Raw genomic sequence first — 18333 nt, forward strand, 5'->3', positions numbered from 1 at the left:
CCCGGCCCGCGGCGCCGGGCGCGTCGGCGGGCGGACCGTCCGGCGGCGGCCGCAAGACGGCCATGAACGCCGGGAAGTTCGCGGTGGCCGCCGTGGTCGTCGCGGCGGTCGCCTTCGGCTCGTCGATGTGGCACTCCGGTTCGGACGGCGGCTCGAAGCCGAAGGTGGGGCTGTCGGTCTCGACCCTCAACAACCCCTTCTTCGTCCAGCTCAAGGCGGGCGCGCAGGCCGAGGCCAAGCGCGCGGGGATCAGCCTCACCGTCACCGACGCCCAGAACGACGCCTCCCAGCAGGCCAATCAGATACAGAACTTCACCAGCCAGAACATGAAGTCGATCATCATCAACCCGGTCGACTCCGACGCGGCGAGCCCGTCCGTGAAGACCGCCAACAAGGCCGGTATCCCAGTGCTCGCCGCCGACCGCACGGTCAACAAGGCGGACGTCGAGTCCCTGGTGGCCTCCGACAACATCGCGGGCGGCAAGCTCGCCGCCAAGACGCTGGCCGAGCGGCTGGGCGGCAAGGGCAAGATCCTGGTGCTCCAGGGCGTCGCCGGTACGTCGGCGTCGCGCGAGCGCGGCCAGGGCTTCGCGGAGGGGCTCAAGGCGTACCCGGGCATCGAGGTCGTCGGCAAGCAGCCCGCGGACTTCGACCGCACCAAGGCCCTGGACGTGACCACCAACCTGCTCCAGGCCCACTCCGGCGTCGACGGCGTCTTCGCCGAGAACGACGAGATGGCGCTCGGCGCGATCAAGGCGCTGGGCTCCAAGGCGGGCAAGTCGGTCAAGGTCGTCGGCTTCGACGGCGAACCGGACGGCCTCAAGGCGGTGAAGAACGGCACGCTCACCGCGACCGTCGCCCAGCAGCCCGAGGAGCTGGGTCGGCTGGTCGTACGGAACGCGATCAAGGCCGCGAAGGGTCAGAAGATCGCCGGGGCGGTCAAGGTCCCGGTGAAGGTCGTCGCGGCGAAGTGACCGCCCGCCGACACGGAACGGCTGACAGGTGTCGGCTGACACGTGATAGCTGACAGATACCGGCTGACACGTGACGGCTGACACCTGACACCTGACACCTGACAGCTGACATGTGACGGCTGACACCTATCAGCTGACACGTGACGACTGACAGCTATCACCTGACGGCTGACAAAATCGCCCGTCTGAAAGGACATACCGCATGCACGACTACGACCTGCTGGTCGTGGGGTCGGCCAACGCCGACCTGGTGGTCGGCGTCGACCGCCGTCCCGGGGCCGGGGAGACCGTCCTCGGCTCCGACCTGGCCGTCCACCCGGGCGGCAAGGGCGCCAACCAGGCCGTCGCCGCCGGTCGCCTCGGAGCCCGTACGGCCCTGCTGGCCCGGGTCGGCGACGACGACCACGGCCGGCTGCTGCTGGACTCGCAGCGGGCCGCCGGGGTCGACACCGTCGGCGTCCTGGTCGGCGGCGCGCCCACCGGGGTCGCGCTGATCACGGTGGATCCCTCGGGCGACAACAGCATCGTGGTCTCCCCCGGCGCCAACTCCCGGCTCACTCCCTCGGACGTGCGCGACGCCGGGAGCCTGCTGGCCGCCGCCCGCGTCGTCTCGCTCCAGCTGGAGATCCCGCTGGAGACGGTCGCCGCGGTGGTGCGCGCGGCGGACGCGGGCTTCGGCGACCGGTCCGGGCCGCGCGTGGTGCTCAACCCCTCACCGCCCGCACCCCTGCCCGCCGATGTGCTGGCCGCGTGCGATCCCCTCGTCGTCAACGAGCACGAGGCGCGGTATCTGCTGGGCGACGATCCGGACGGGAACGCCACCGACCCCGAGGCGTGGGCGGCGGCGCTGCTGGCGCGCGGCCCGCGCTCGGTGGTGGTCACCCTGGGCGGCGCGGGCGCGCTCGTCGCCGACCACGACCGTACGGTGCGGATCCCCAGCCTGCCGGTCGAGGCCGTGGACACCACGGGCGCCGGTGACGCCTTCACCGGTGCGCTCGCCTGGCGCCTGGGCGTCGGCGACGACCTGGAGACCGCCGTCCGGTACGCCGTACGCGTCGGCGCGGCCGCCGTGACCCGGGCCGGGGCGCAGGTGTCCTTCCCGACCGCCGACGAGGTGGCGGCCCTGTGAAGCGTGGGGGGATCCTCAACCGTCACCTGAGCGCGGGCCTGGCGCTGCTGGGCCACACCGACACGGTGATGGTGTGCGACGCGGGCCTGCCGATACCGTCCTCCGGGCCCCTCGTCGTCGACCTCGCCTTCAGGGCGGGGGTGCCGTCCTTCGAGCAGGTGCTGACCGGACTGCTGGACGAGTTGGTGACCGAGGGGGCCGTCGCGGCGCAGGAGGTGAGCGAGTACAACCCGGCGGCGATGGCCCTGCTCGACACCTACTTCCCGTACCCCGCGCTGGACCTCGTGTCGCACGAGGAGCTGAAGGCCCGTACGGCCACGGCGAAGCTGGTCGTGCGGACCGGCGAGGCGCGGCCGTACGCGAACGTACTGCTGCGCTGCGGTGTGCCGTTCTGAATTCAACCGGTGCGGCGTCGACGAAATGCATTCAACGACAACGCGAATTCCCGTAATCCGGCTCGCGGTTGACGGGGCTGGCGATTCGATCATCGAATACGGCGGCCTGTCAACCGCCCTCGGAGGCACCTCCGCCCTTCCGCCATGAGTGAGTTCTATGTCACGCGGACGAACTGGTCGGTAAGAAATCTCGGGGTCGCGCCGAAATGACTGATCGCTACACTCCCTCCACATGTGTAAGGCCAGCCGGAACCGCAAGCGACAGAAAATCCGTCTCATAGCCACATCTCGCCGCACCCTGGTGGCGATCACCGCGCCCGGCCCCGCGCCGGGCCGAAGACGGGTCGTCCGCGTGCTCCGCCGGGTGGCTCCGGGCGTCGGCGGATGAGCCGCAAGCCCAGACGTCGGCATGCCGCGTCCCGTGATCCGCGCGGCCACTGGCTCTTCCTGATCATCGTCCTCCCTGTGATGTTCGCCATGCTGATGTTCCAGGGGTGGACCGACAACGAGATCGACGCCGCGAAGACGCGGCGCCCCTGCACCACCCCCGTGCCCCGGGCCGTGGACAAGGGCGGCCCGGTCCTGCGCATCAAGGACGGCAAGGTGTCGTCGGCCTCGATGCCCGCACGCACCGTGGCGCTCACGTTCGACGGCGGCCCCGACCCCGTATGGACGCCGCGCCTGCTCGACCTGCTGCGCAAGCACCACGCGCACGCCACCTTCTTCCTCTACGGCGCCAAGGCGGCCGAGCACCCGGACCTGGTGCGGCAGATCCGCGCCGCGGGCCATGAGATCGGGTCGAACACCTACACCGGCGCCGACCTGGGCACCTCGTCGTCTGCGCGCACCGGTCTCGAGCTGTCGCTCACGCAGTCGGCGCTGGCGGGCTCCTCGGGCGTCCGCACCAAGCTGCTCCGGATGCCCCAGACGACCGCGATGGACACCCTGTGCGGCGCCGAGTGGAAGGCGGCGCAGCGCGTCGCCGCGGACGGATACACCCTGGTCACCGCCGACCAGTGGTACCGCAAGCCGTCGCAGGGCGTGGTCCGGCAGTTCAGCCAGAACGAGACGGCGTACCAGGAGGCGAAGAAGCTGCTCGGCGACCGGCGGGTCGACCGGTTCACCACCGTGACCGCCGGGGCCGGGGCATCCTCGGGCGAGGGCGACACCCCGGCGTCCCTGTGGGAGCGCGTGGAGGGCAAGGCGCTGCTGTGGGTTGGTGCCATCGGGCGGGCGTTCACCAGCGCCATGGCCTGGGTGCTCGCGATCGCGGGTGCGCTTGGCCTGCTCCGGCTGGTCACGCTCGCCTTCTTCGCCCGCGCCCATGTCCGGCGGCTGACCCGCTTCCGCCCCGGCTCCCCCTGGCTGCGCGAGGTCAACGACCCGGTGACGGTGATCGTCCCCGCGTACAACGAGGAGGCGGGCATCGAGGCCACCGTCCGTTCCCTGCTGGCCTCCACCCATCCGCATCTCCAGATCATCGTGGTCGACGACGGGTCGACGGACCGGACGGCGGACCTCGCCACCTGGATCAACGACCCCCGGATCTCGGTGATCCGGCAGGTCAACTCCGGCAAGGCGGCCGCCCTCAACACCGGTCTCGCGCACGCGGCGCACGACATCGTGGTCATGGTCGACGCCGACACCGTCTTCGAGGCCGATGCCATCCACCAGCTCATCCAGCCGCTCGCCCACCCCGCCATCGGCGCGGTGAGCGGGAACACCAAGGTCGGCAACCGGCGCAGCCTGCTGGGCCGGTGGCAGCACCTGGAGTACGTCTTCGGCTTCAACCTCGACCGCCGGATGTTCGAGGTGCTGGAGTGCATGCCCACCGTCCCCGGCGCCATCGGCGCCTTCCGGCGGGACGCGCTGATGGGCGTCGGCGGGGTGAGCGAGGACACCCTCGCCGAGGACACCGACCTCACCATGGCCCTGTGGCGGGCCGGCTGGCGGGTGGTGTACGAGGAGACGGCCGTCGCCTGGACCGAGGTGCCCACCTCGCTGCGCCAGCTGTGGCGGCAGCGCTACCGCTGGTGCTTCGGCACGCTCCAGTCCATGTGGAAGCACCGGAGGGCCGCCGTCGAGCTGGGCCCGGCCGGGCGCTTCGGGCGCCGGGGGCTGTCGTACCTGGTCGTCTTCCAGGTGCTGCTGCCGTTGATCGCGCCGGTCGTCGATCTGTTCGCCCTGTACGGTGCGCTCTTCCTCAGCCCCGTGCAGTCGGCCGGGATCTGGTGCGCGTTCCTCGCGGTCCAGCTCGTGTGCGCCGGATACGCGCTGCGGCTGGACGGGGAGCGGATGCGGTCGCTGTGGGCGATGCCGTTCCAGCTCTTCGTCTACCGGCAGCTGATGTACCTGGTGGTCATCCAGTCCGTGGTCGCCGCGCTGCTCGGCGCCCGGCTGACGTGGCACCGCATGCACCGCTCGGGCACCGCCGCCCAGCAACTCCGGTCGCACGATCATGAAGAACTGTCGTCTATTTGATGTAGGACTGGTGAACATGCAGACTGGCGCGCCATGAACGAGTGGGCGGACGGGCGGACCGACAGGAACCAGTACGGCGGCGGGATGGACACGCCGCACGTCCTCACGGGCGAGGTCTGGGGCTACGGCGAGTACGTGCATCAGGCACACCAGGCGCACCAGGCGCACCTGATGCCGCCGCCGAGCCCGTACGTGCCCCCGGCGGACCCGCCCGCCTCCACACCCCCGGCGGACCCGCTGACCTACGCGGCACCGGCGAGCCCGCCGGCCTCCTCGCCCTCGGCGGCCACTGTGATCTCCCTCTCCTCCCCGGCCGCCGTGGGGCGGCCGGGGATCCCGTCCCAGCGCGGGGGCGGGGCGATGGGCTCGGGCTCGGGCGGGGCGGGCTCCGGCGGCGGCCCGACCCTCAGACGGAGACCGCCCCGGCAACCGGCCAGTCGGCGCCGCCGGATCGCGCGGGCGGTGGCCCTCCTGATCTCCATACCGCTCGTGGCGTCCGCCGGTACCTACGTCTGGGCCGACAGCACGCTCGACCGCAAGGTCGACCTCGGCAAGGCCGCTGACCGCCCGCCGCTCGGCAAGGGCACCAACTACCTGATCGTGGGCTCCGACAGCCGCACGGGGCTGTCCGGGGCGGCCAAGAAGCAGCTGCACACCGGCTCCGCCGACGGCGGCCGCACCGACTCGATGATGGTGCTCCACACCGGTGCCCACGGCAGCACGTTGATGAGCCTCCCGCGTGACTCATGGGTGACGATTCCCTCGTTCATCCGCCCCGAGACCGGCAAGCACTACCGCGCGGACCGGAACAAGCTGAACGCGGCGTACTCGCTCGGCGGCCCCGATTTGCTCATCCGCACCATCGAGCACAACACGGGTCTGCGCATCAACCACTACGCGGAAATAGGATTCGCGGGATTCGTGGGCCTGGTAAACGCGGTCGGCGGCGTGGACATGTGTGTGAACAAGAATGTACGGGACGAGAAATCGGGCCTGAATCTGACCAAGGGCTGTCACAACCTCGACGGCGCCAAGGCACTCGCATTCGTCCGGCAGCGCCACCAAGAGGCCGAGGGCGACCTCGGACGGTCCAAGAATCAACAGAAATTCCTCGCCGCACTCGCCCACAAGGCCGCCACACCGGGCGTCGCCCTCGACCCGTTCACGATGTACCCGACGATGCGCGCGGGGCTGGATACGCTCATTGTCGACAAGGGCATGGAGATGCCCGATCTCCTGTCGCTGTTCCAGGCGATGAAGGGCGTGACGGCCGGTGACGGGCAGCGGATCAACGTCCCCGTCTCCAGCCGGGACTTCCGTACCTCGAAGGGCAGCGCCGTACGGTGGAACACGGCCCGGGCGAAGAAGCTCTTCGGCGAGCTGAGGCACGACCGGCCGGTGAGCCGCGATCTGCGCTAGGGCGCACGCGTTTCGAGGGGCCCGGTCCGTCGACCGGACCCCTCGTATCCCCCTCCACAGGGCTCCCTCTGAATCCCCCCGGATCCCCTCCCAGGAAGCCCGATGCCAGGTACGACCTGCCAGGGTGCGGAAGGGTTGCACGATTTTCCGAAGTTATCGATCTGTGACCGCGCGGCCGCAGAACTCCGCCTCGATCACGTCGAAGTAGCGGGACGAGTCCGGGAGCCGGTCGCCGTTGGCGTTGAACACAAGCTGGTGCGTGCCGTCCTCCGTGCCCACCATCGCCGACAGCGAGCCATTGGTACGGCCGGTCTTGCCCACCACCTTCACACCGCAGGACAGGGTGGCCGCCTCGACCCCGAGCCCGTACCCGATGCCCCCGTCCGAGGGCACCGCGTTCAGCATCTCGTCCAGCTGGGCGCGGGGCAGCAACCGGCCGCGCTTCAGGGCACGGTCGAAGCGGTTGAGGTCACCGGCGGTGGAGATCAGCTCGCCCGCCGCGCCCAGCCAGCTCATGTTCTGCTCGGTGGCGTCGTGGACCGGGGCGTCGGGGGAATCGTCGTGGAGCCAGGAGTACGCGACGGGGTGCGGCTTCGGCATCTTCGGCCCGGTGCCGGGGAAGAACGTCTCGCGCAGCTTCAGCGGCTTGATGATCCGCCGCTTGGCCTCCTGGGCGTAGGAGCGTCCCGTCACCTTCTCGATGACCATGCCCGCGAGGACGTAGTTGGTGTTCGAGTACCACGGCTCCCCGCCCGGTGCGGAGTGCGGCGGGTGCTTCATCGCGACGGCCACCAGGTCCTCGGGCGCGTAGGTGTCGTAGCGGTGCTCGGGGAAGCCGCTGCCGGAGACGTTGACCTGGAAGTCCGGGTCTTCGGTGTAGTTGTAGAGGCCGCTGGTGTGGTTGAGCAGGCGCCGCAGGGTGATCTTGTTGCCGTCGTTGCCGTTGCCCCGCACCACCCCGGGCAGCCACTTCTCGACCGAGTCGTCCAGGTTCAGCCGCCCCTCCGCCTCCAGTTGGAGGAGAACGGTCGCGATGAACGGCTTGGTGATGCTCGCCGCCCGGAAGTGGTCCTCGGGCGTTCGTTTCCTGCCGGTGTCGGTGTCCGCGTACCCCGCCGACCCGAACCAGGTCTCCCCGCCGTCCCGCACCATGGCCGCCACCCCGGGCATCCCGCCCTCCGCCACCCACCGCCGCAGCGCGTCCCGCGTCGCCTCGTGGCCGTCCTTCGCGGCGGCCGTGGCCGCGTGCGCGGGCGTGGCCGCGTGCGCGGGCGTGAGGGTTGCCGCGCCCACGGCCAGGCTCACCGCCAGGGCGCATAAGCCGCTGCGTGCCGCTCTCTGTCTCATCCATGAACCTCCGGCTCACCGCGGGGCGTCGAGTTGCCCCTGCGGAGTGACGGACGCGGGCCGCGCCCCCGGGGTTGATCCAAGAAGTTCCGGGTGCCGCGACAACCTCGGGTGGGGCCGCACGTCTGGTGGGGTGAAGGCGGATTCCGGGACGGGTCTTCCGATTCCCGGCGTCGCCTGACCCATCAGCGTTTTCCGACCTTCCTGGAGTCGTTGACCTATGCGGCACATCCGCGCCAAGAAGCTGAACCGCCCCGTGCGCACCTGGGTCCTGGGGTCGGCCGCCGGTATCGCCCTGATCGTGGGCGGTGGCATGGCCGCCGCCCAGGCGACCACCGCCGACCACTCACGACCGGCCGAACCGAGTACGTCCCCCGCCCCGGACCCGGCCGAGCCCAAGCCCGTGCCGTCCGTTCCGGAGGCGAACAAGCCCAAGCCGGTGCCCTCCGTCCCGGCCTCCACCCAACCCAAGCCCGTCCCCTCCGTCCCGGCCTCCACCCAGCCCAAGCCCGTCCCGTCCGTCCCCTCGGACCCGGCCGAGCCCAAGCCCGTGCCCTCCGTCCCAGCGTCGACCCAGCCAAAGCCGGTCCCTGCCGACCACTGACCGTCAGCCCGTCAGTCACAGAGAGGCAGGGCCGGATCCGGAGTCGGCCCTGCCATACCGACGAGGTGAACGAGAACGATGCAGCTCACTCTTGTCCCGCCCTGGTGGGCCCGGCTGCTGCGCCGCGCCCGAACGACCGCCCCGGCGCCGGGGGTGCGCCTCCGGCTGCTGAGGCCGGTGGACGGTCAGGACGACGAGGCGCCGTCCCCCACGCTGGCCGACCTCTACCGGGCCCGGCGGCTCGACATGATCCGGCTGGCGATCTTCCTGGTGGACGACCTGCACACCGCCGAGGACGTCGTCCAGGACGCGTTCGCCGCCGTCTGCCGCAGACATGGCGCACGGCTGGACGACCTCCAGGACGCGCACGCCTATCTGCACACCGCGGTGGTCAACGCCGCCCGCTCGGTGCTGCGCCGACGGCGTACGGCCCGGTCGTACACCCCGCCGTACCAGGGGCCGGGGGCGCCGGTGGACGAGCCGCTGCTGCTCGCCGAGGAACACCGGCAGGTCCTCGACGCGCTCGCACAACTCACCGCGCGCCAGCGTGAGGTGCTGGTGCTGCGCTACTGGTCCGATCTGACCGAGGCGCAGATAGCCGCGACCCTCGGCGTGTCCCGTGGCACGGTGAAGTCGACCGCGAGCCGTGCGCTCGCGACCCTGGAGAAGCTGCTGGAGGTGGACCGATGAGTGCTCACCCGCCGATCGAGGAACGGCTGCGCGCCGCGTTCGACGCCCGTGCGCGGCTCATCAGCGCCCATGATCTGTCCCCGGCCCGTCCCCCCACGGGCCGGGCCTGGGGGACCCGGCGGATACGCCGCGTCGTATCGGCCGTGGCGGTGACCGCGGCGGCGGCCGCGGCCGCCCTCGCCTTCCTCCTGCCGTCCGGCTCCGACTCCCCCGAGCGCCCCCACCACCCGGCACCGCCCGCGCGCGCCCCGTCCGTCACCCCCCACACCCCGGAGCCCGTCCCGTCACCGGGCGAGCCCCGGTCGCGCCCGTCCCCCTCCCGGCCACGCTGAGAGGGCCGTCAGTGCGCCTGGTAGCGAGCCGTGTTCTGGCCGGGTGGCGTGCTGTGGCGCCGGAAGCCGGACTTCTCCAGCACCCTGATGGAGGGCGGGTTCGACAGCTCCACGGTGGCGTGCACCGCGTGGACCCCCGGCGCGCCGAGCGCGAAGGCGGTGAGGGCGCGGGTGGCCTCGGGGGCGTAGCCGTGGCCCCGGCGGGAGGGCACGATGCCGTAGCCGATTTCGAGGGCGCCGTCATTCGGCGGCCAGAACAGGCCGATCGAGCCGATCACCAGATGGGGGGCCCGCTCGATGATCAGCCGGTGGCCGTACGGGCCCAGCCAGCCGGGGTGTTCGGCGAAGAGCCCGGCGATGACCCGGTCGCCCTCGGCGGGGAAGTCGTCGGCCCAGTGCGACGCCCGGGGGCCGTCCAGCACGGCGGTGACGTCGGTGGGGGTCCATGACCGCAGGACGAGGCGTTCGGTGGTCAGGTCGGGATGAATCGGTGGGATGGGAGAGGACACGTGGCGCTCCTGGTCGTTCGGAGGACCCGGCCGTGCGCGGGCCGGACGAGGGCATGCTGATGAGGGCCGCCGGCACCCATATTCATCAAGCTCCCTCGTCACCGATGAGCACGCGTCTCTCGCGCCGCGAAAACCCTAGCCACACTCCGCGGTCCCCACAACGGAGTTGAGCGGCCGGGATCAGTCGCAGCCCATGCCCCGCCTGACCCTCGGCCACGCCTCGACGCCCCGTGGCGTCCGGACGTACGTCTTCGACCCGTCGGCCGCCAGCCACAGCCGCCAGTCGTCCAGGCGGTAGCCGGTGTCCCTCGCGTCGGGCGGCAGGGTTGCGTCCCCGTCGTAGCGGGAGGTGAGCATGCCGGGCGGCAGGACGCCGTCGGGGTCGCGTGCGTACAGCTCGTGGGACGAGCCCCGGCCCATGCCGAGGAAGTGCGCCTTCTGCCAGTCGCAGTGGGCCGCGCCCTCGGAGCTGCTGAGGAGGGAGACGGGTACGCGGTCTCCGTTCTCATCCGTCCAGATCTCGTACTCCTGCCGGTCGGTGAAGCTCCGCGGCAGCTCCGCCGGGTCGCAGGAGGCGCTGGCCTCCGGGCCCCAGCCGGGGCGGTGCGGCTGGTCCTTGGCGACGATCACGGCGACCTTGGTCCTGCCGCGCACATCGAGCGAGTAGAGCACCCGGTCCCTTGCTGTGCGCTCGACGCGGTAACCCTCCTGCGGGACGTCGGGCTGTTCGATGTCGAAGTACGCCTTGAGGCCGCCCTCCGGGCTCGAACCGCCGTCGCCCTCGCTCCATCGGTCGCCGCGGCCGCCGGAGTAGATGTCCCCGTCGCATTCCAGGGCCCTCCCGGCGGCGCCCGACTCGGCCATCAGGGCCTTCGGGCTCTCGCTGTCGTCGGTGTCGGCGTCCTTGAACGGGACCCTCAGCGGGCCGCTGTACGGGGTGGCCGGCGGCTCGCCCTCGATCACGATCGGGTTGTCGGCCTCTCCCCCGCAACCCGCCACCGATAAAACGGCGGCGAGGACCACCACGCCCACCCCACGCGCTCTCCGCCTGTCCATGACGCCTCCGCGGCTCGCCGACGCTCGTTCGACCGATATGCCCGGAGGAAGGTTGCGCGGGCCGGCTGCTAGCTTCCGGAGACGTGAGCGAGAGCATGAACGACAGCGTGTACGTGGGCAACGCGGGCAAGGACGCGGCACTGGACCGGGGCTGGATCCTCGGGCACTTCAAGGATGCCGACGACCCCCGCCACAGCGAAGACGTGGAGATCAAGTGGGGTGTCCACCCGCCCGGGGACGAGCGGGCGCGGTGGGTGCGGGGCGAGGAGCGGACGGCGCTGCTGGTGCTCATCAGCGGGCGCTTCCGCGTGGAGCTGCCCGGCCGCAGCGTCCTGCTGGAACAGCAGGGTGATTACGTCGTGTGGGGGCGCGGTGTCGACCACTCCTGGTACGCGGAGGAGGAGTCGGTGGTGCTGACGGTGCGGTGGCCTTCGGTGCCCGGATACGCGGTGCCGCCGGAGGACGAGGCGACGGCGGACGGCGGGCGTCAGGCGCCGTAGAGCCAGCTCCCGTACGCCGCCTCGTCGACCAGGCCGTACAGCCAGAACGCGGCGGGCGCCAGGACCAGGGCCATGACGCCGCAGCGGACCATGGCCGGGGCCATGATCGTGACGCCCTCCCACTGGCTGGTGATCGAGCGAAAGTCGCGCCACCGACGGATGTCGCCGCCGCAGCACGCCCAGAAGAACGCGCCGAACACGACGAACACCCCGCCGAAGACGAGCGCGAAGCCGCCGACGACCGCGATGAATTCCTCCCGGTCGCTGTGGTCGCCGACGCACCACATGGCGATCAGCAGGACGACGATCGACGCCAGTCCGTACAGCGCCCCGCGCAGCAGGACGTCACGCACCCGCAGCCGTGGCTGGATGATGTTGCGATCCCCCGAACTCATGGCCGCACCCTACCCGGCGCGACTACAGCACCAGCTCGCGGTAGCGGTCGGCCACCTCGGCCAGGACCTCGGCGCCGTCGCGGGCCCAGAGGGCCGGGTTGAAGATCTCGACCTCGATGGGGCCGTCGAAGCCGGTCGCGTCGACCTGTTCGCGGAACCAGCGGAAGTCGACCGCGCCGTCACCGAGTTGGCCCCGGCCCAGCAGCACGCCCTCCGGCAGCGGCGTGATCCAGTCGGCGAGTTGGAAGGAGGCGATGCGGCCCCCGGCGCCCGCGCGGGCGATCTGGGCGGCCACGGTGTCGTCCCACCACAGGTGGTAGGTGTCCACGACGACGCCGACCTGGTCGGCCGGGAAGCGTTCCGCCAGGTCGAGGGCCTGGGCGAGGGTCGAGACGACGCAGCGGTCGGAGGCGTACATCGGGTGCAGGGGTTCGATGGCCAGGCGGACGCCGCGCTCGGCGGCGTACGGGCCCAGCTCGCCCAGCGCGTCGGCGATGCGCTCACGGGCGGCGAACAGGTCGCGGCTGCCGGACGGGAGGCCGCCGGAGACCAGGACCAGGGTGTCGGTGCCGAGGGTGGCGGCCTCGTCGATGGCGGTGCGGTTGTCGGCGAGGGCGGCGGCGCGTTCGCCGGGGTCGAGCGCGGTGAAGAAGCCGCCGCGGCACAGCGACGTGACGGTCAGCCCCGCGTCGCGGATGAGCCGGGCGGCGGCCTCCACGCCGTACTTCTGGACCGGCTCGCGCCACAGGCCGACGCCCGTGACGCCCGCCTTGACGCAGCCCTCCGCCAGCTCCGGCAGCGACCACTGCTTAATGGTCTCCTGGTTGAGGCTGAGACGCGGTACGGCATTCACTGGGCCACTCCATGGACGGACAGCAGGTGCTTCATACGGGACTCCGCCAGCGCCGGGTCCGGGAACAGGCCCAGCCCGTCGGCCAGTTCGTACGCCCGCGCCAAGTGCGGCAGCGAACGGGCCGACTGGAGGCCGCCCACCATCGTGAAGTGCGACTGGTGGCCCGCCAGCCAGGCCAGGAAGACCACGCCGGTCTTGTAGTAGCGGGTCGGGGTCTGGAAGAGGTGGCGGGAGAGTTCCACGGTGGGGTCGAGCAGGGCGCGGAAGCCCTCGGTGTCGCCGGTGTCCAGGCGGCGTACGGCCTCGGCGGCGAGCGGGCCCAACGGGTCGAAGATGCCCAGCAGGGCGTGGCTGAAGCCGCGGTCGTCGCCCGCGATCAGCTCGGGGTAGTTGAAGTCGTCGCCTGTGTAGCAGCGCACCCCGTCCGGGAGCTTGCGGCGCAGGTCGATCTCGCGCTGGGCGTCGAGCAGGGAGACCTTGATGCCGTCGACCTTGTCGGGGTGGGCGGCGATCACGTCGAGGAAGGTGCGGGTGGCGGCGTCCAGGTCGCCGCTGCCCCAGTAGCCCTCGAGGGCCGGGTCGAACATGGGGCCCAGCCAGTGCAGGATGACGGGTTCGGTGGCCTGGCGCAGCAGGTGGCCGTAGACGTCGAGGTAGTCGTCCGGGCTCTTGGCGGCGGCGCACAGGGCGCGGGAGGCCATGAGGATCGCCTGGGCGCCGGACTCCTCGCACACGGCGAGCTGTTCCTCGTACGCGGTCCGCACCTCGGCCGCCGTGCGGTCGCCGGGGGCCAGCTGGTCGGTGCCGACGCCGCACGCGATGCGCCCGCCGACCGCCTTCGCCTCGGCCGCCGAGCGCCGGATCAGCTCGGCGGCGCCCGCCCAGTCGAGGCCCATACCGCGCTGCGCGGTGTCCATGGCCTCGGCGACGCCGAGCCCGTGGGACCACAGGTGGCGGCGGAAGGCGAGGGTGGCGTCCCAGTCGACGGCGGCGGGGCTGTCGGGGCTGACGTCGGCGTACGGGTCGGCCACCACATGGGCGGCCGAGAACACGACGCGGGACGTCAAAGGGGCCCCGGTCGTCAGGGAGAGCGGCTCGGTGCGGGGCTCGTAGGGGCGGGTCGCGCCGCCCGGCCCGGGGAGGTGGAGGGTCACAGGCTCAGCTCCGGGACGTCGAGCCGGCGGCCCTCCGCCGAGGAGGCGAGGCCCAGCTCGGCGAGCTGGACGCCGCGGGCGCCGGCCAGCAGGTCCCAGCGCCAGGGCTCGTCGAGGGCGACGTGGCGCAGGAACAGCTCCCACTGCGCCTTGAAACCGTTGTCGAACGCGTCGTTGTCCGGGATCTCCTGCCACTGGTCGCGGAAGGACTCGGTGGCCGGGAGGTCCGGGTTCCAGACCGGCTTGGGGGTGGCCGAGCGGTGCTGGACGCGGCAGTTGCGCAGGCCCGCGACGGCGGAGCCCTCGGTGCCGTCGACCTGGAACTCGACCAGCTCGTCGCGGTTGACGCGGACCGCCCAGGAGGAGTTGATCTGGGCGATGGCGCCGCCTTCGAGCTGGAAGATGCCGTAGGCCGCGTCGTCGGCGGTGGCGTCGTACGGCTTGCCCTGCTCGTCCCAGCGGTTCGGGATGTGGGTGGTGGCCTGGGCCTGGACGGTGCGGACGGGGCCGAACAGCTCGTGCAGGACGTACTCCCAGTGCGGGAACATGTCGACGACGATGCCGCCGCCGTCCTCGGCGCGGTAGTTCCACGAGGGGCGCTGGGCGCTCTGCCAGTCGCCCTCGAAGACCCAGTAGCCGAACTCGCCGCGGATGGAGAGGATCTTCCCGAAGAAGCCGCCGTCGATGAGACGCTTCAGCTTCAGCAGCCCCGGCAGGAAGATCTTGTCCTGGACGACGCCGTGCTTGATGCCCGCGGCCTGGGCGAGCCGGGCCAGTTCGAGGGCGCCGTCGAGGCCGGTGGCGGTCGGCTTCTCGGTGTAGATGTGCTTGCCCGCCGCGATGGCCTTCTTGATGGCCTCCTCGCGGGCGGCGGTGACCTGGGCGTCGAAGTAGATGTCGACGGCCTCGTCGGCGAGCACGGCGTCCAGGTCGGTGGAGACGTCGGCGACGGGGTCGAGGCCGTGGCGCTCGGCCATGTCCTTCAGGGCGTGCTCGCGGCGGCCGACGAGCAGCGGTTCGGGCCACAGCACGCTGCCGTCGCCGAGGTCGATGCCGCCTTGTTCGCGGATGGCGAGGAGGGACCGGACGAGGTGTTGGCGGTATCCCATCCGGCCGGTCACACCGTTCATGGCGATCCGCACGGTCTTGCGTGTCACGTGGCTTCGTCTCCTCACCAGAGTCACCAGAGGTCTCGTTTTCACCAAAGGTCTCGTAGTAAGCGCTTCACAGTAAGCGCTTACTAATAGCTACGCTAACCGCCCCGGCCACCCCTGTACAGAGCGGGCACAGGGGTGGCACAGGGTCAGTCAGCGCTTCATCGCAGAGTCAAGCGATAGGCGAGGGGCGAACGCCCGGTGATCAGCACGCGCAGCCCGGACACCGGCAGATCGCCACCCATCCAGGTGTAGCGCTCCCCCGGGTCCACCACGGCGGGCTGGCGCGGGCCGCTGCCGTTGCCCGGGCCGAAGGTGATCACGTCATCGCCCGAGGTGTACGTCCCGTACCCCTTGACCAGCTGGTACGTGTCCTTCTGACCGGGCACGGGCTCGACCCCGGTGAGGGTGCCGCCGCTGCGGAAGCACAGTTCGAGGGCGAGCGGGACCGCGGACTCGCCGACCTCGACGTCCAGGTTCCAGCCGCCGTCCGCCTCGGTCGCCCGCACCTCGGTGTGCAGGGTGCGCCATTCCTTGGGGCGGTGCGGGAAGTCCATCGCGGACCAGAAGCGGCCGTCGTCGGTCAGCGGGTAGCGCCCGTCGGGGCGGCGGTGCTGCGACGGCAGCGGCAGGTGGTATCCGGCGCGGACGTCCGCCCACAGCCGCCAGCCGTCCGCCGTGCGCTCGACGTTCTCGGCGCGGAAGTGGCCGAGCGAGAAGAACTGCGGGGACAGCCGCAGCGAGTCCAGGATCGCGGCGCCCTTGCGCCACTTGAAGAAGGTCGGGTTGGTGGACAGGCCCGAGGAGATGGCGTGGACGTCGGGGAAGTCCGTGCCGCCGAAGAGGGACGTGCGGGTGGCGCCCCGGCCGATCCGCACCAGCCCGCTGTCCTTGTCGTGCCAGGTGAACTCGGAGGGCGCCGCGGTGGCCTCGGGCAGCGGCGCGGCCAGCTCCGGTTCGTCCAGCACCTCGGCGAGGAAGTCCCCGAGCGGGGTCTCGTCGAAGGTCTGGTCCGCCCCGCGGCGCTGGACGGTCTCGGCCATGGCCGCGAAGCGCCCGTCCTTGTCGCGCAGCGCCAGCGCCCGGTACTGGAGCCAGTACTCGGACAGATGCTTGACCGTCTTCTGGTCCTGGCGGCGCGAATGCACCGTCTCCACATCGCCGTTGGGCTCCACGAGGTGGAGCGTGGCCTCCAGGTTGCGGCGCACGTTGTCGTACAGCTTCGGGCGGTCGGTGAGCCGGGCGAGGGTCAGCAGCGCGGGGTTGGTGACGATGGGCGCGTAGGTGGCGCTGCGCTCGCTGTACTGCCCGCGGTCGTACTGGTCGATGCCCTCGGCCAGCCAGGCGTCGATGCGGCGGGTGTAGCGGGCGTCGGGCCAGAAGGAGTTGATGCGGGCGAGCGCGGCGCACACCTTCCAGCGGTGGTTGGGGGTGTGCAGCCCGCCGGTGGCGAGCCCCGTCCCGGCCTTGCGGAGGATCTTCTTCAGGGTGGCGCGGATCTTGGCGGTGGACGGGTGGTCGTCGTCGTCCAGCAGGCCGTAGAGGAGGCCCAGGTCGACGATCGAGAAGGCGGTGTCCGGCGGGGAGTGCACCGCGCCCTGGTCGAAGAGGCCGTCGTCGAACTGGGCGGCGGCCAGCGCGTCGGCGAGCCGGGTCATCGGCGCGATGAGCTTCGCGTCGTGGTGGTGCTCGGCGTCGGCCCACACGTGCACGGAGGTGAGCAGCCGCAGGCTGCGGGCGGCGGGGCGGGCCTGGCCGAGGTTGTTCAGCTGGGCGAGGGTCGCGTCGAGCCCGTCCACCACCTCGGCCACGCGCTTGTCGGCGGCCTTGGTGAGCAGGTCCAGGAACGGCTTGTCGGTACGCCCGGCGGCAGACGCCCCCGGGGCGCCCACGGCCAGCAGTCCGCTGACGGCGGCGGTTCCGGCGAGGAAGTGACGGCGAAGCAGGCTCATAGGTGTTGCTCCGTGGCTCTGGCGGCGATCGCGAGGGGGCCGGGGACGAGGAAGAGGAGGGGCGGGTAGGCCCAGGCGCAGACGGCGGCGGTGGCCACGGCCAGCAGCAGGACGAGGCTCGCGCCGGGCGTGCGCACGCCGGCGTACGCGGCCGAGCGCAGCGCGGTGCGCCAGCTCGTCGCCGATTCGGGGCGGGCGCAGGCGCGCAGCAGGACGACCGTGAGCAGCCCGGCCACGACGAGCAGCGCGGGCCGGAAGACGACCGCGCCCGGCAGGCCCGCCCCGGCCGCGAGCGCGTTGAACAGCAGCAGCGCGCCGCCGGCCAGCATCCCGGCCCCGGCGAGCAGGTCGCCGGGGCGCAGCCGGGCCCGCAGGGCGCGGAGGTAGCCGCCCGCGGTGGCGGGGGCGTCCTCCCGTACCCGCCGGTCGAGGACGGCGCAGGCGGTGGACATGGCGGCGGGGGCGGTGATCAGCGGCAGCGAGGCGGCAGCCGTGGCCAGCCCCACCGCCAGGACGTCGGCGAAGAGGGCGAAGCGCGGGCCGGTCAGCTCGCCCGGTTCACGGGTGGTCGCGGAGGACGGCATGGCGTCTCACCCCTTGATCCCGGAGTTGGCCATGCCCTCGACCAGGAACCGCTGGAAGGCGAGGAAGAAGAGCACGATGGGCAGCAGGGCGAAGACCGACATCGCGAACATCGGGCCGAACGCCGACTGGCTGGAGGCGTCCACGAAGGAGCGCAGGGCCAGGGTCAGGGTGAACTTCTCCGGCTCGAAGAGGTAGATGAGCTGGGTGAAGAAGTCGTTCCAGGTCCAGATGAAGGTGAAGATCGCGGTGGTGATCAGCGCGGGCCTGGTCAGCGGCAGGATGACGCTGAAGAAGGAGCGGAAGGGCCCGCAGCCGTCGATCCGGGCCGCCTCCTCCAGCTCGCGCGGCAGCCCGCGCATGAACTGGACGATGAGGAAGACGAAGAAGGCGTCGGTGGCCAGGAACTTCGGCAGGATCATCGGCCAGTAGGTGTTCACCATGCCGAGCTGGTTGAAGATGATGTACTGCGGGATGAGGATCGCGTGGTGCGGCAGCATGATCGTCGCGATCATGAAGGCGAACAGCGGCCCGCGCATCCGGAACCGCAGCCGGGCGAAGGCGTACGCGGCGAGCGAGCAGCTGATGACGTTGCCGAGGACGGCGCCGCACGCGATGAGCAGCGAGTTCCACAACAGCCGTCCGACGCTGACCTCGTTCACGCCCTCCATCGCGGTGGAGTAGTTGCTCCACTCCAGGTGGCTGGGGAGCAGCTTGAGGCTGGCGATGACCTCGTCGGCCGGTTTGAACGAGGTGGCCACCAGCCAGGCCAGCGGGTAGAGCATCACCAGCAGGACGGCGATCAGG

Annotated in this window: 19 protein-coding genes; 9 read left to right on the forward strand and 10 right to left on the reverse strand. The window is 71.5% G+C overall.

Annotation, left to right across the window (positions count from 1 at the left end):
- The 5 genes from EEJ42_RS22955 to EEJ42_RS22975 form a co-directional block, all read left to right on the forward strand.
- Nucleotides 1-974: D-ribose ABC transporter substrate-binding protein (locus EEJ42_RS22955; protein ID WP_184503216.1), on the forward strand; the 974-nt coding region annotated here is incomplete at its 5' end.
- Between the two features lie 202 nt (nt 975-1176).
- The gene (locus EEJ42_RS22960; protein ID WP_123102403.1) at nt 1177-2103 is read left to right on the forward strand and encodes a ribokinase; all 927 of its coding nucleotides are present in this window, start codon (nt 1177-1179) and stop codon (nt 2101-2103) included.
- Complete coding sequence (rbsD, locus tag EEJ42_RS22965) at nt 2100-2498, forward strand: D-ribose pyranase (protein WP_123102405.1); 399 nt, start codon at nt 2100-2102, stop codon at nt 2496-2498. Before EEJ42_RS22960 ends, rbsD begins: the two co-directional genes overlap by 4 nt.
- A gap of 384 nt (nt 2499-2882) precedes the next feature.
- Nucleotides 2883-4979, forward strand: a complete 2097-nt coding sequence (locus tag EEJ42_RS22970; protein WP_123102407.1) for a bifunctional polysaccharide deacetylase/glycosyltransferase family 2 protein — start codon at nt 2883-2885, stop codon at nt 4977-4979.
- A 33-nt stretch (nt 4980-5012) separates the two neighbouring features.
- Nucleotides 5013-6398: an LCP family protein gene (locus EEJ42_RS22975; protein ID WP_123102409.1), complete on the forward strand. Its 1386-nt coding sequence runs from the start codon at nt 5013-5015 to the stop codon at nt 6396-6398.
- A 153-nt stretch (nt 6399-6551) separates the two neighbouring features.
- Here EEJ42_RS22975 and EEJ42_RS22980 read toward each other — a convergent pair whose 3' ends face one another.
- Nucleotides 6552-7745 (reverse strand): serine hydrolase domain-containing protein, encoded by a 1194-nt coding sequence (locus EEJ42_RS22980; RefSeq protein WP_123102411.1) that lies wholly within the window; start codon nt 7743-7745, stop codon nt 6552-6554.
- Nucleotides 7746-7965: 220 nt separating this feature from the next.
- Between EEJ42_RS22980 and EEJ42_RS22985 the strand changes: the two genes are divergently transcribed.
- The 3 genes from EEJ42_RS22985 to EEJ42_RS22995 all read left to right on the forward strand — a co-directional run bounded on the left by EEJ42_RS22985 (nt 7966) and on the right by EEJ42_RS22995 (nt 9371).
- Complete coding sequence (locus EEJ42_RS22985; RefSeq protein WP_123102413.1) at nt 7966-8349, forward strand: hypothetical protein; 384 nt, start codon at nt 7966-7968, stop codon at nt 8347-8349.
- A gap of 78 nt (nt 8350-8427) precedes the next feature.
- On the forward strand, nt 8428-9039 hold the full coding sequence (locus EEJ42_RS22990) for a SigE family RNA polymerase sigma factor (RefSeq protein WP_123102415.1): 612 nt from the start codon (nt 8428-8430) through the stop codon (nt 9037-9039).
- Nucleotides 9036-9371 carry a hypothetical protein gene (locus tag EEJ42_RS22995; protein WP_123102417.1) on the forward strand — a complete coding sequence of 112 codons (336 nt, stop codon included), beginning with the start codon at nt 9036-9038 and terminating at the stop codon, nt 9369-9371. The genes EEJ42_RS22990 and EEJ42_RS22995 overlap by 4 nt, the downstream gene beginning before the upstream one ends.
- 8 nt (nt 9372-9379) lie before the next feature.
- Here EEJ42_RS22995 and EEJ42_RS23000 read toward each other — a convergent pair whose 3' ends face one another.
- Both EEJ42_RS23000 and EEJ42_RS23005 read right to left on the reverse strand, forming a co-directional pair.
- Nucleotides 9380-9880: a GNAT family N-acetyltransferase gene (locus EEJ42_RS23000; protein WP_123102419.1), complete on the reverse strand. Its 501-nt coding sequence runs from the start codon at nt 9878-9880 to the stop codon at nt 9380-9382.
- A gap of 180 nt (nt 9881-10060) precedes the next feature.
- Nucleotides 10061-10936, reverse strand: a complete 876-nt coding sequence (locus EEJ42_RS23005; RefSeq protein ID WP_246097273.1) for a hypothetical protein — start codon at nt 10934-10936, stop codon at nt 10061-10063.
- Between the two features lie 95 nt (nt 10937-11031).
- Between EEJ42_RS23005 and EEJ42_RS23010 the strand changes: the two genes are divergently transcribed.
- Nucleotides 11032-11436, forward strand: a complete 405-nt coding sequence (locus EEJ42_RS23010) for a cupin domain-containing protein (protein ID WP_123102465.1) — start codon at nt 11032-11034, stop codon at nt 11434-11436.
- On the opposite strand, the gene EEJ42_RS23015 is transcribed toward EEJ42_RS23010, so the two are convergent.
- The 7 genes from EEJ42_RS23015 to EEJ42_RS23045 all read right to left on the reverse strand — a co-directional run bounded on the left by EEJ42_RS23015 (nt 11424) and on the right by EEJ42_RS23045 (nt 18311).
- The gene (locus EEJ42_RS23015; RefSeq protein WP_123102421.1) at nt 11424-11831 is read right to left on the reverse strand and encodes a DUF6336 family protein; all 408 of its coding nucleotides are present in this window, start codon (nt 11829-11831) and stop codon (nt 11424-11426) included. The genes EEJ42_RS23010 and EEJ42_RS23015 overlap by 13 nt on opposite strands.
- A 22-nt stretch (nt 11832-11853) precedes the next feature.
- Nucleotides 11854-12684, reverse strand: coding sequence for a sugar phosphate isomerase/epimerase family protein (locus EEJ42_RS23020; protein WP_123102423.1), 831 nt, complete (start codon nt 12682-12684; stop codon nt 11854-11856).
- Nucleotides 12681-13838 (reverse strand): dihydrodipicolinate synthase family protein, encoded by a 1158-nt coding sequence (locus tag EEJ42_RS23025; RefSeq protein ID WP_123102425.1) that lies wholly within the window; start codon nt 13836-13838, stop codon nt 12681-12683. Before EEJ42_RS23025 ends, EEJ42_RS23020 begins: the two co-directional genes overlap by 4 nt.
- Nucleotides 13835-14995 (reverse strand): Gfo/Idh/MocA family protein, encoded by a 1161-nt coding sequence (locus EEJ42_RS23030; RefSeq protein WP_123102427.1) that lies wholly within the window; start codon nt 14993-14995, stop codon nt 13835-13837. The genes EEJ42_RS23025 and EEJ42_RS23030 overlap by 4 nt, the downstream gene beginning before the upstream one ends.
- Nucleotides 14996-15153: 158 nt before the next feature.
- Nucleotides 15154-16944, reverse strand: coding sequence for a hypothetical protein (locus tag EEJ42_RS23035; RefSeq protein ID WP_123102429.1), 1791 nt, complete (start codon nt 16942-16944; stop codon nt 15154-15156).
- Complete coding sequence (locus EEJ42_RS23040; protein ID WP_123102431.1) at nt 16941-17528, reverse strand: hypothetical protein; 588 nt, start codon at nt 17526-17528, stop codon at nt 16941-16943. Before EEJ42_RS23040 ends, EEJ42_RS23035 begins: the two co-directional genes overlap by 4 nt.
- Before the next feature lie 6 nt (nt 17529-17534).
- The gene (locus tag EEJ42_RS23045) at nt 17535-18311 is read right to left on the reverse strand and encodes a carbohydrate ABC transporter permease (protein ID WP_425472947.1); all 777 of its coding nucleotides are present in this window, start codon (nt 18309-18311) and stop codon (nt 17535-17537) included.
- Nucleotides 18312-18333 lie beyond the last annotated feature (22 nt).

This window comes from Streptomyces botrytidirepellens, assembly GCF_003721215.1.
In the GTDB taxonomy this organism is placed as follows: domain Bacteria; phylum Actinomycetota; class Actinomycetes; order Streptomycetales; family Streptomycetaceae; genus Streptomyces; species Streptomyces himastatinicus.

Bases quoted from the DNA above. Each gene is read 5' to 3' on its own strand.
- EEJ42_RS23005 (WP_246097273.1), bottom strand. From the start codon at position 10,936: ATGGACAGGCGGAGAGCGCGTGGGGTGGGCGTGGTGGTCCTCGCCGCC.
- EEJ42_RS22980 (WP_123102411.1), bottom strand. From the start codon at position 7,745: ATGAGACAGAGAGCGGCACGCAGCGGCTTATGCGCCCTGGCGGTGAGC.
- EEJ42_RS22995 (WP_123102417.1), top strand. From the start codon at position 9,036: ATGAGTGCTCACCCGCCGATCGAGGAACGGCTGCGCGCCGCGTTCGAC.
- EEJ42_RS22990 (WP_123102415.1), top strand. From the start codon at position 8,428: ATGCAGCTCACTCTTGTCCCGCCCTGGTGGGCCCGGCTGCTGCGCCGC.
- EEJ42_RS22960 (WP_123102403.1), top strand. From the start codon at position 1,177: ATGCACGACTACGACCTGCTGGTCGTGGGGTCGGCCAACGCCGACCTG.
- EEJ42_RS23015 (WP_123102421.1), bottom strand. From the start codon at position 11,831: ATGAGTTCGGGGGATCGCAACATCATCCAGCCACGGCTGCGGGTGCGT.
- EEJ42_RS22985 (WP_123102413.1), top strand. From the start codon at position 7,966: ATGCGGCACATCCGCGCCAAGAAGCTGAACCGCCCCGTGCGCACCTGG.
- EEJ42_RS22975 (WP_123102409.1), top strand. From the start codon at position 5,013: ATGAACGAGTGGGCGGACGGGCGGACCGACAGGAACCAGTACGGCGGC.
- EEJ42_RS23040 (WP_123102431.1), bottom strand. From the start codon at position 17,528: ATGCCGTCCTCCGCGACCACCCGTGAACCGGGCGAGCTGACCGGCCCG.
- EEJ42_RS23035 (WP_123102429.1), bottom strand. From the start codon at position 16,944: ATGAGCCTGCTTCGCCGTCACTTCCTCGCCGGAACCGCCGCCGTCAGC.
- EEJ42_RS23010 (WP_123102465.1), top strand. From the start codon at position 11,032: ATGAACGACAGCGTGTACGTGGGCAACGCGGGCAAGGACGCGGCACTG.
- EEJ42_RS23045 (WP_425472947.1), bottom strand. From the start codon at position 18,311: ATGCTCTACCCGCTGGCCTGGCTGGTGGCCACCTCGTTCAAACCGGCC.
- EEJ42_RS22970 (WP_123102407.1), top strand. From the start codon at position 2,883: ATGAGCCGCAAGCCCAGACGTCGGCATGCCGCGTCCCGTGATCCGCGC.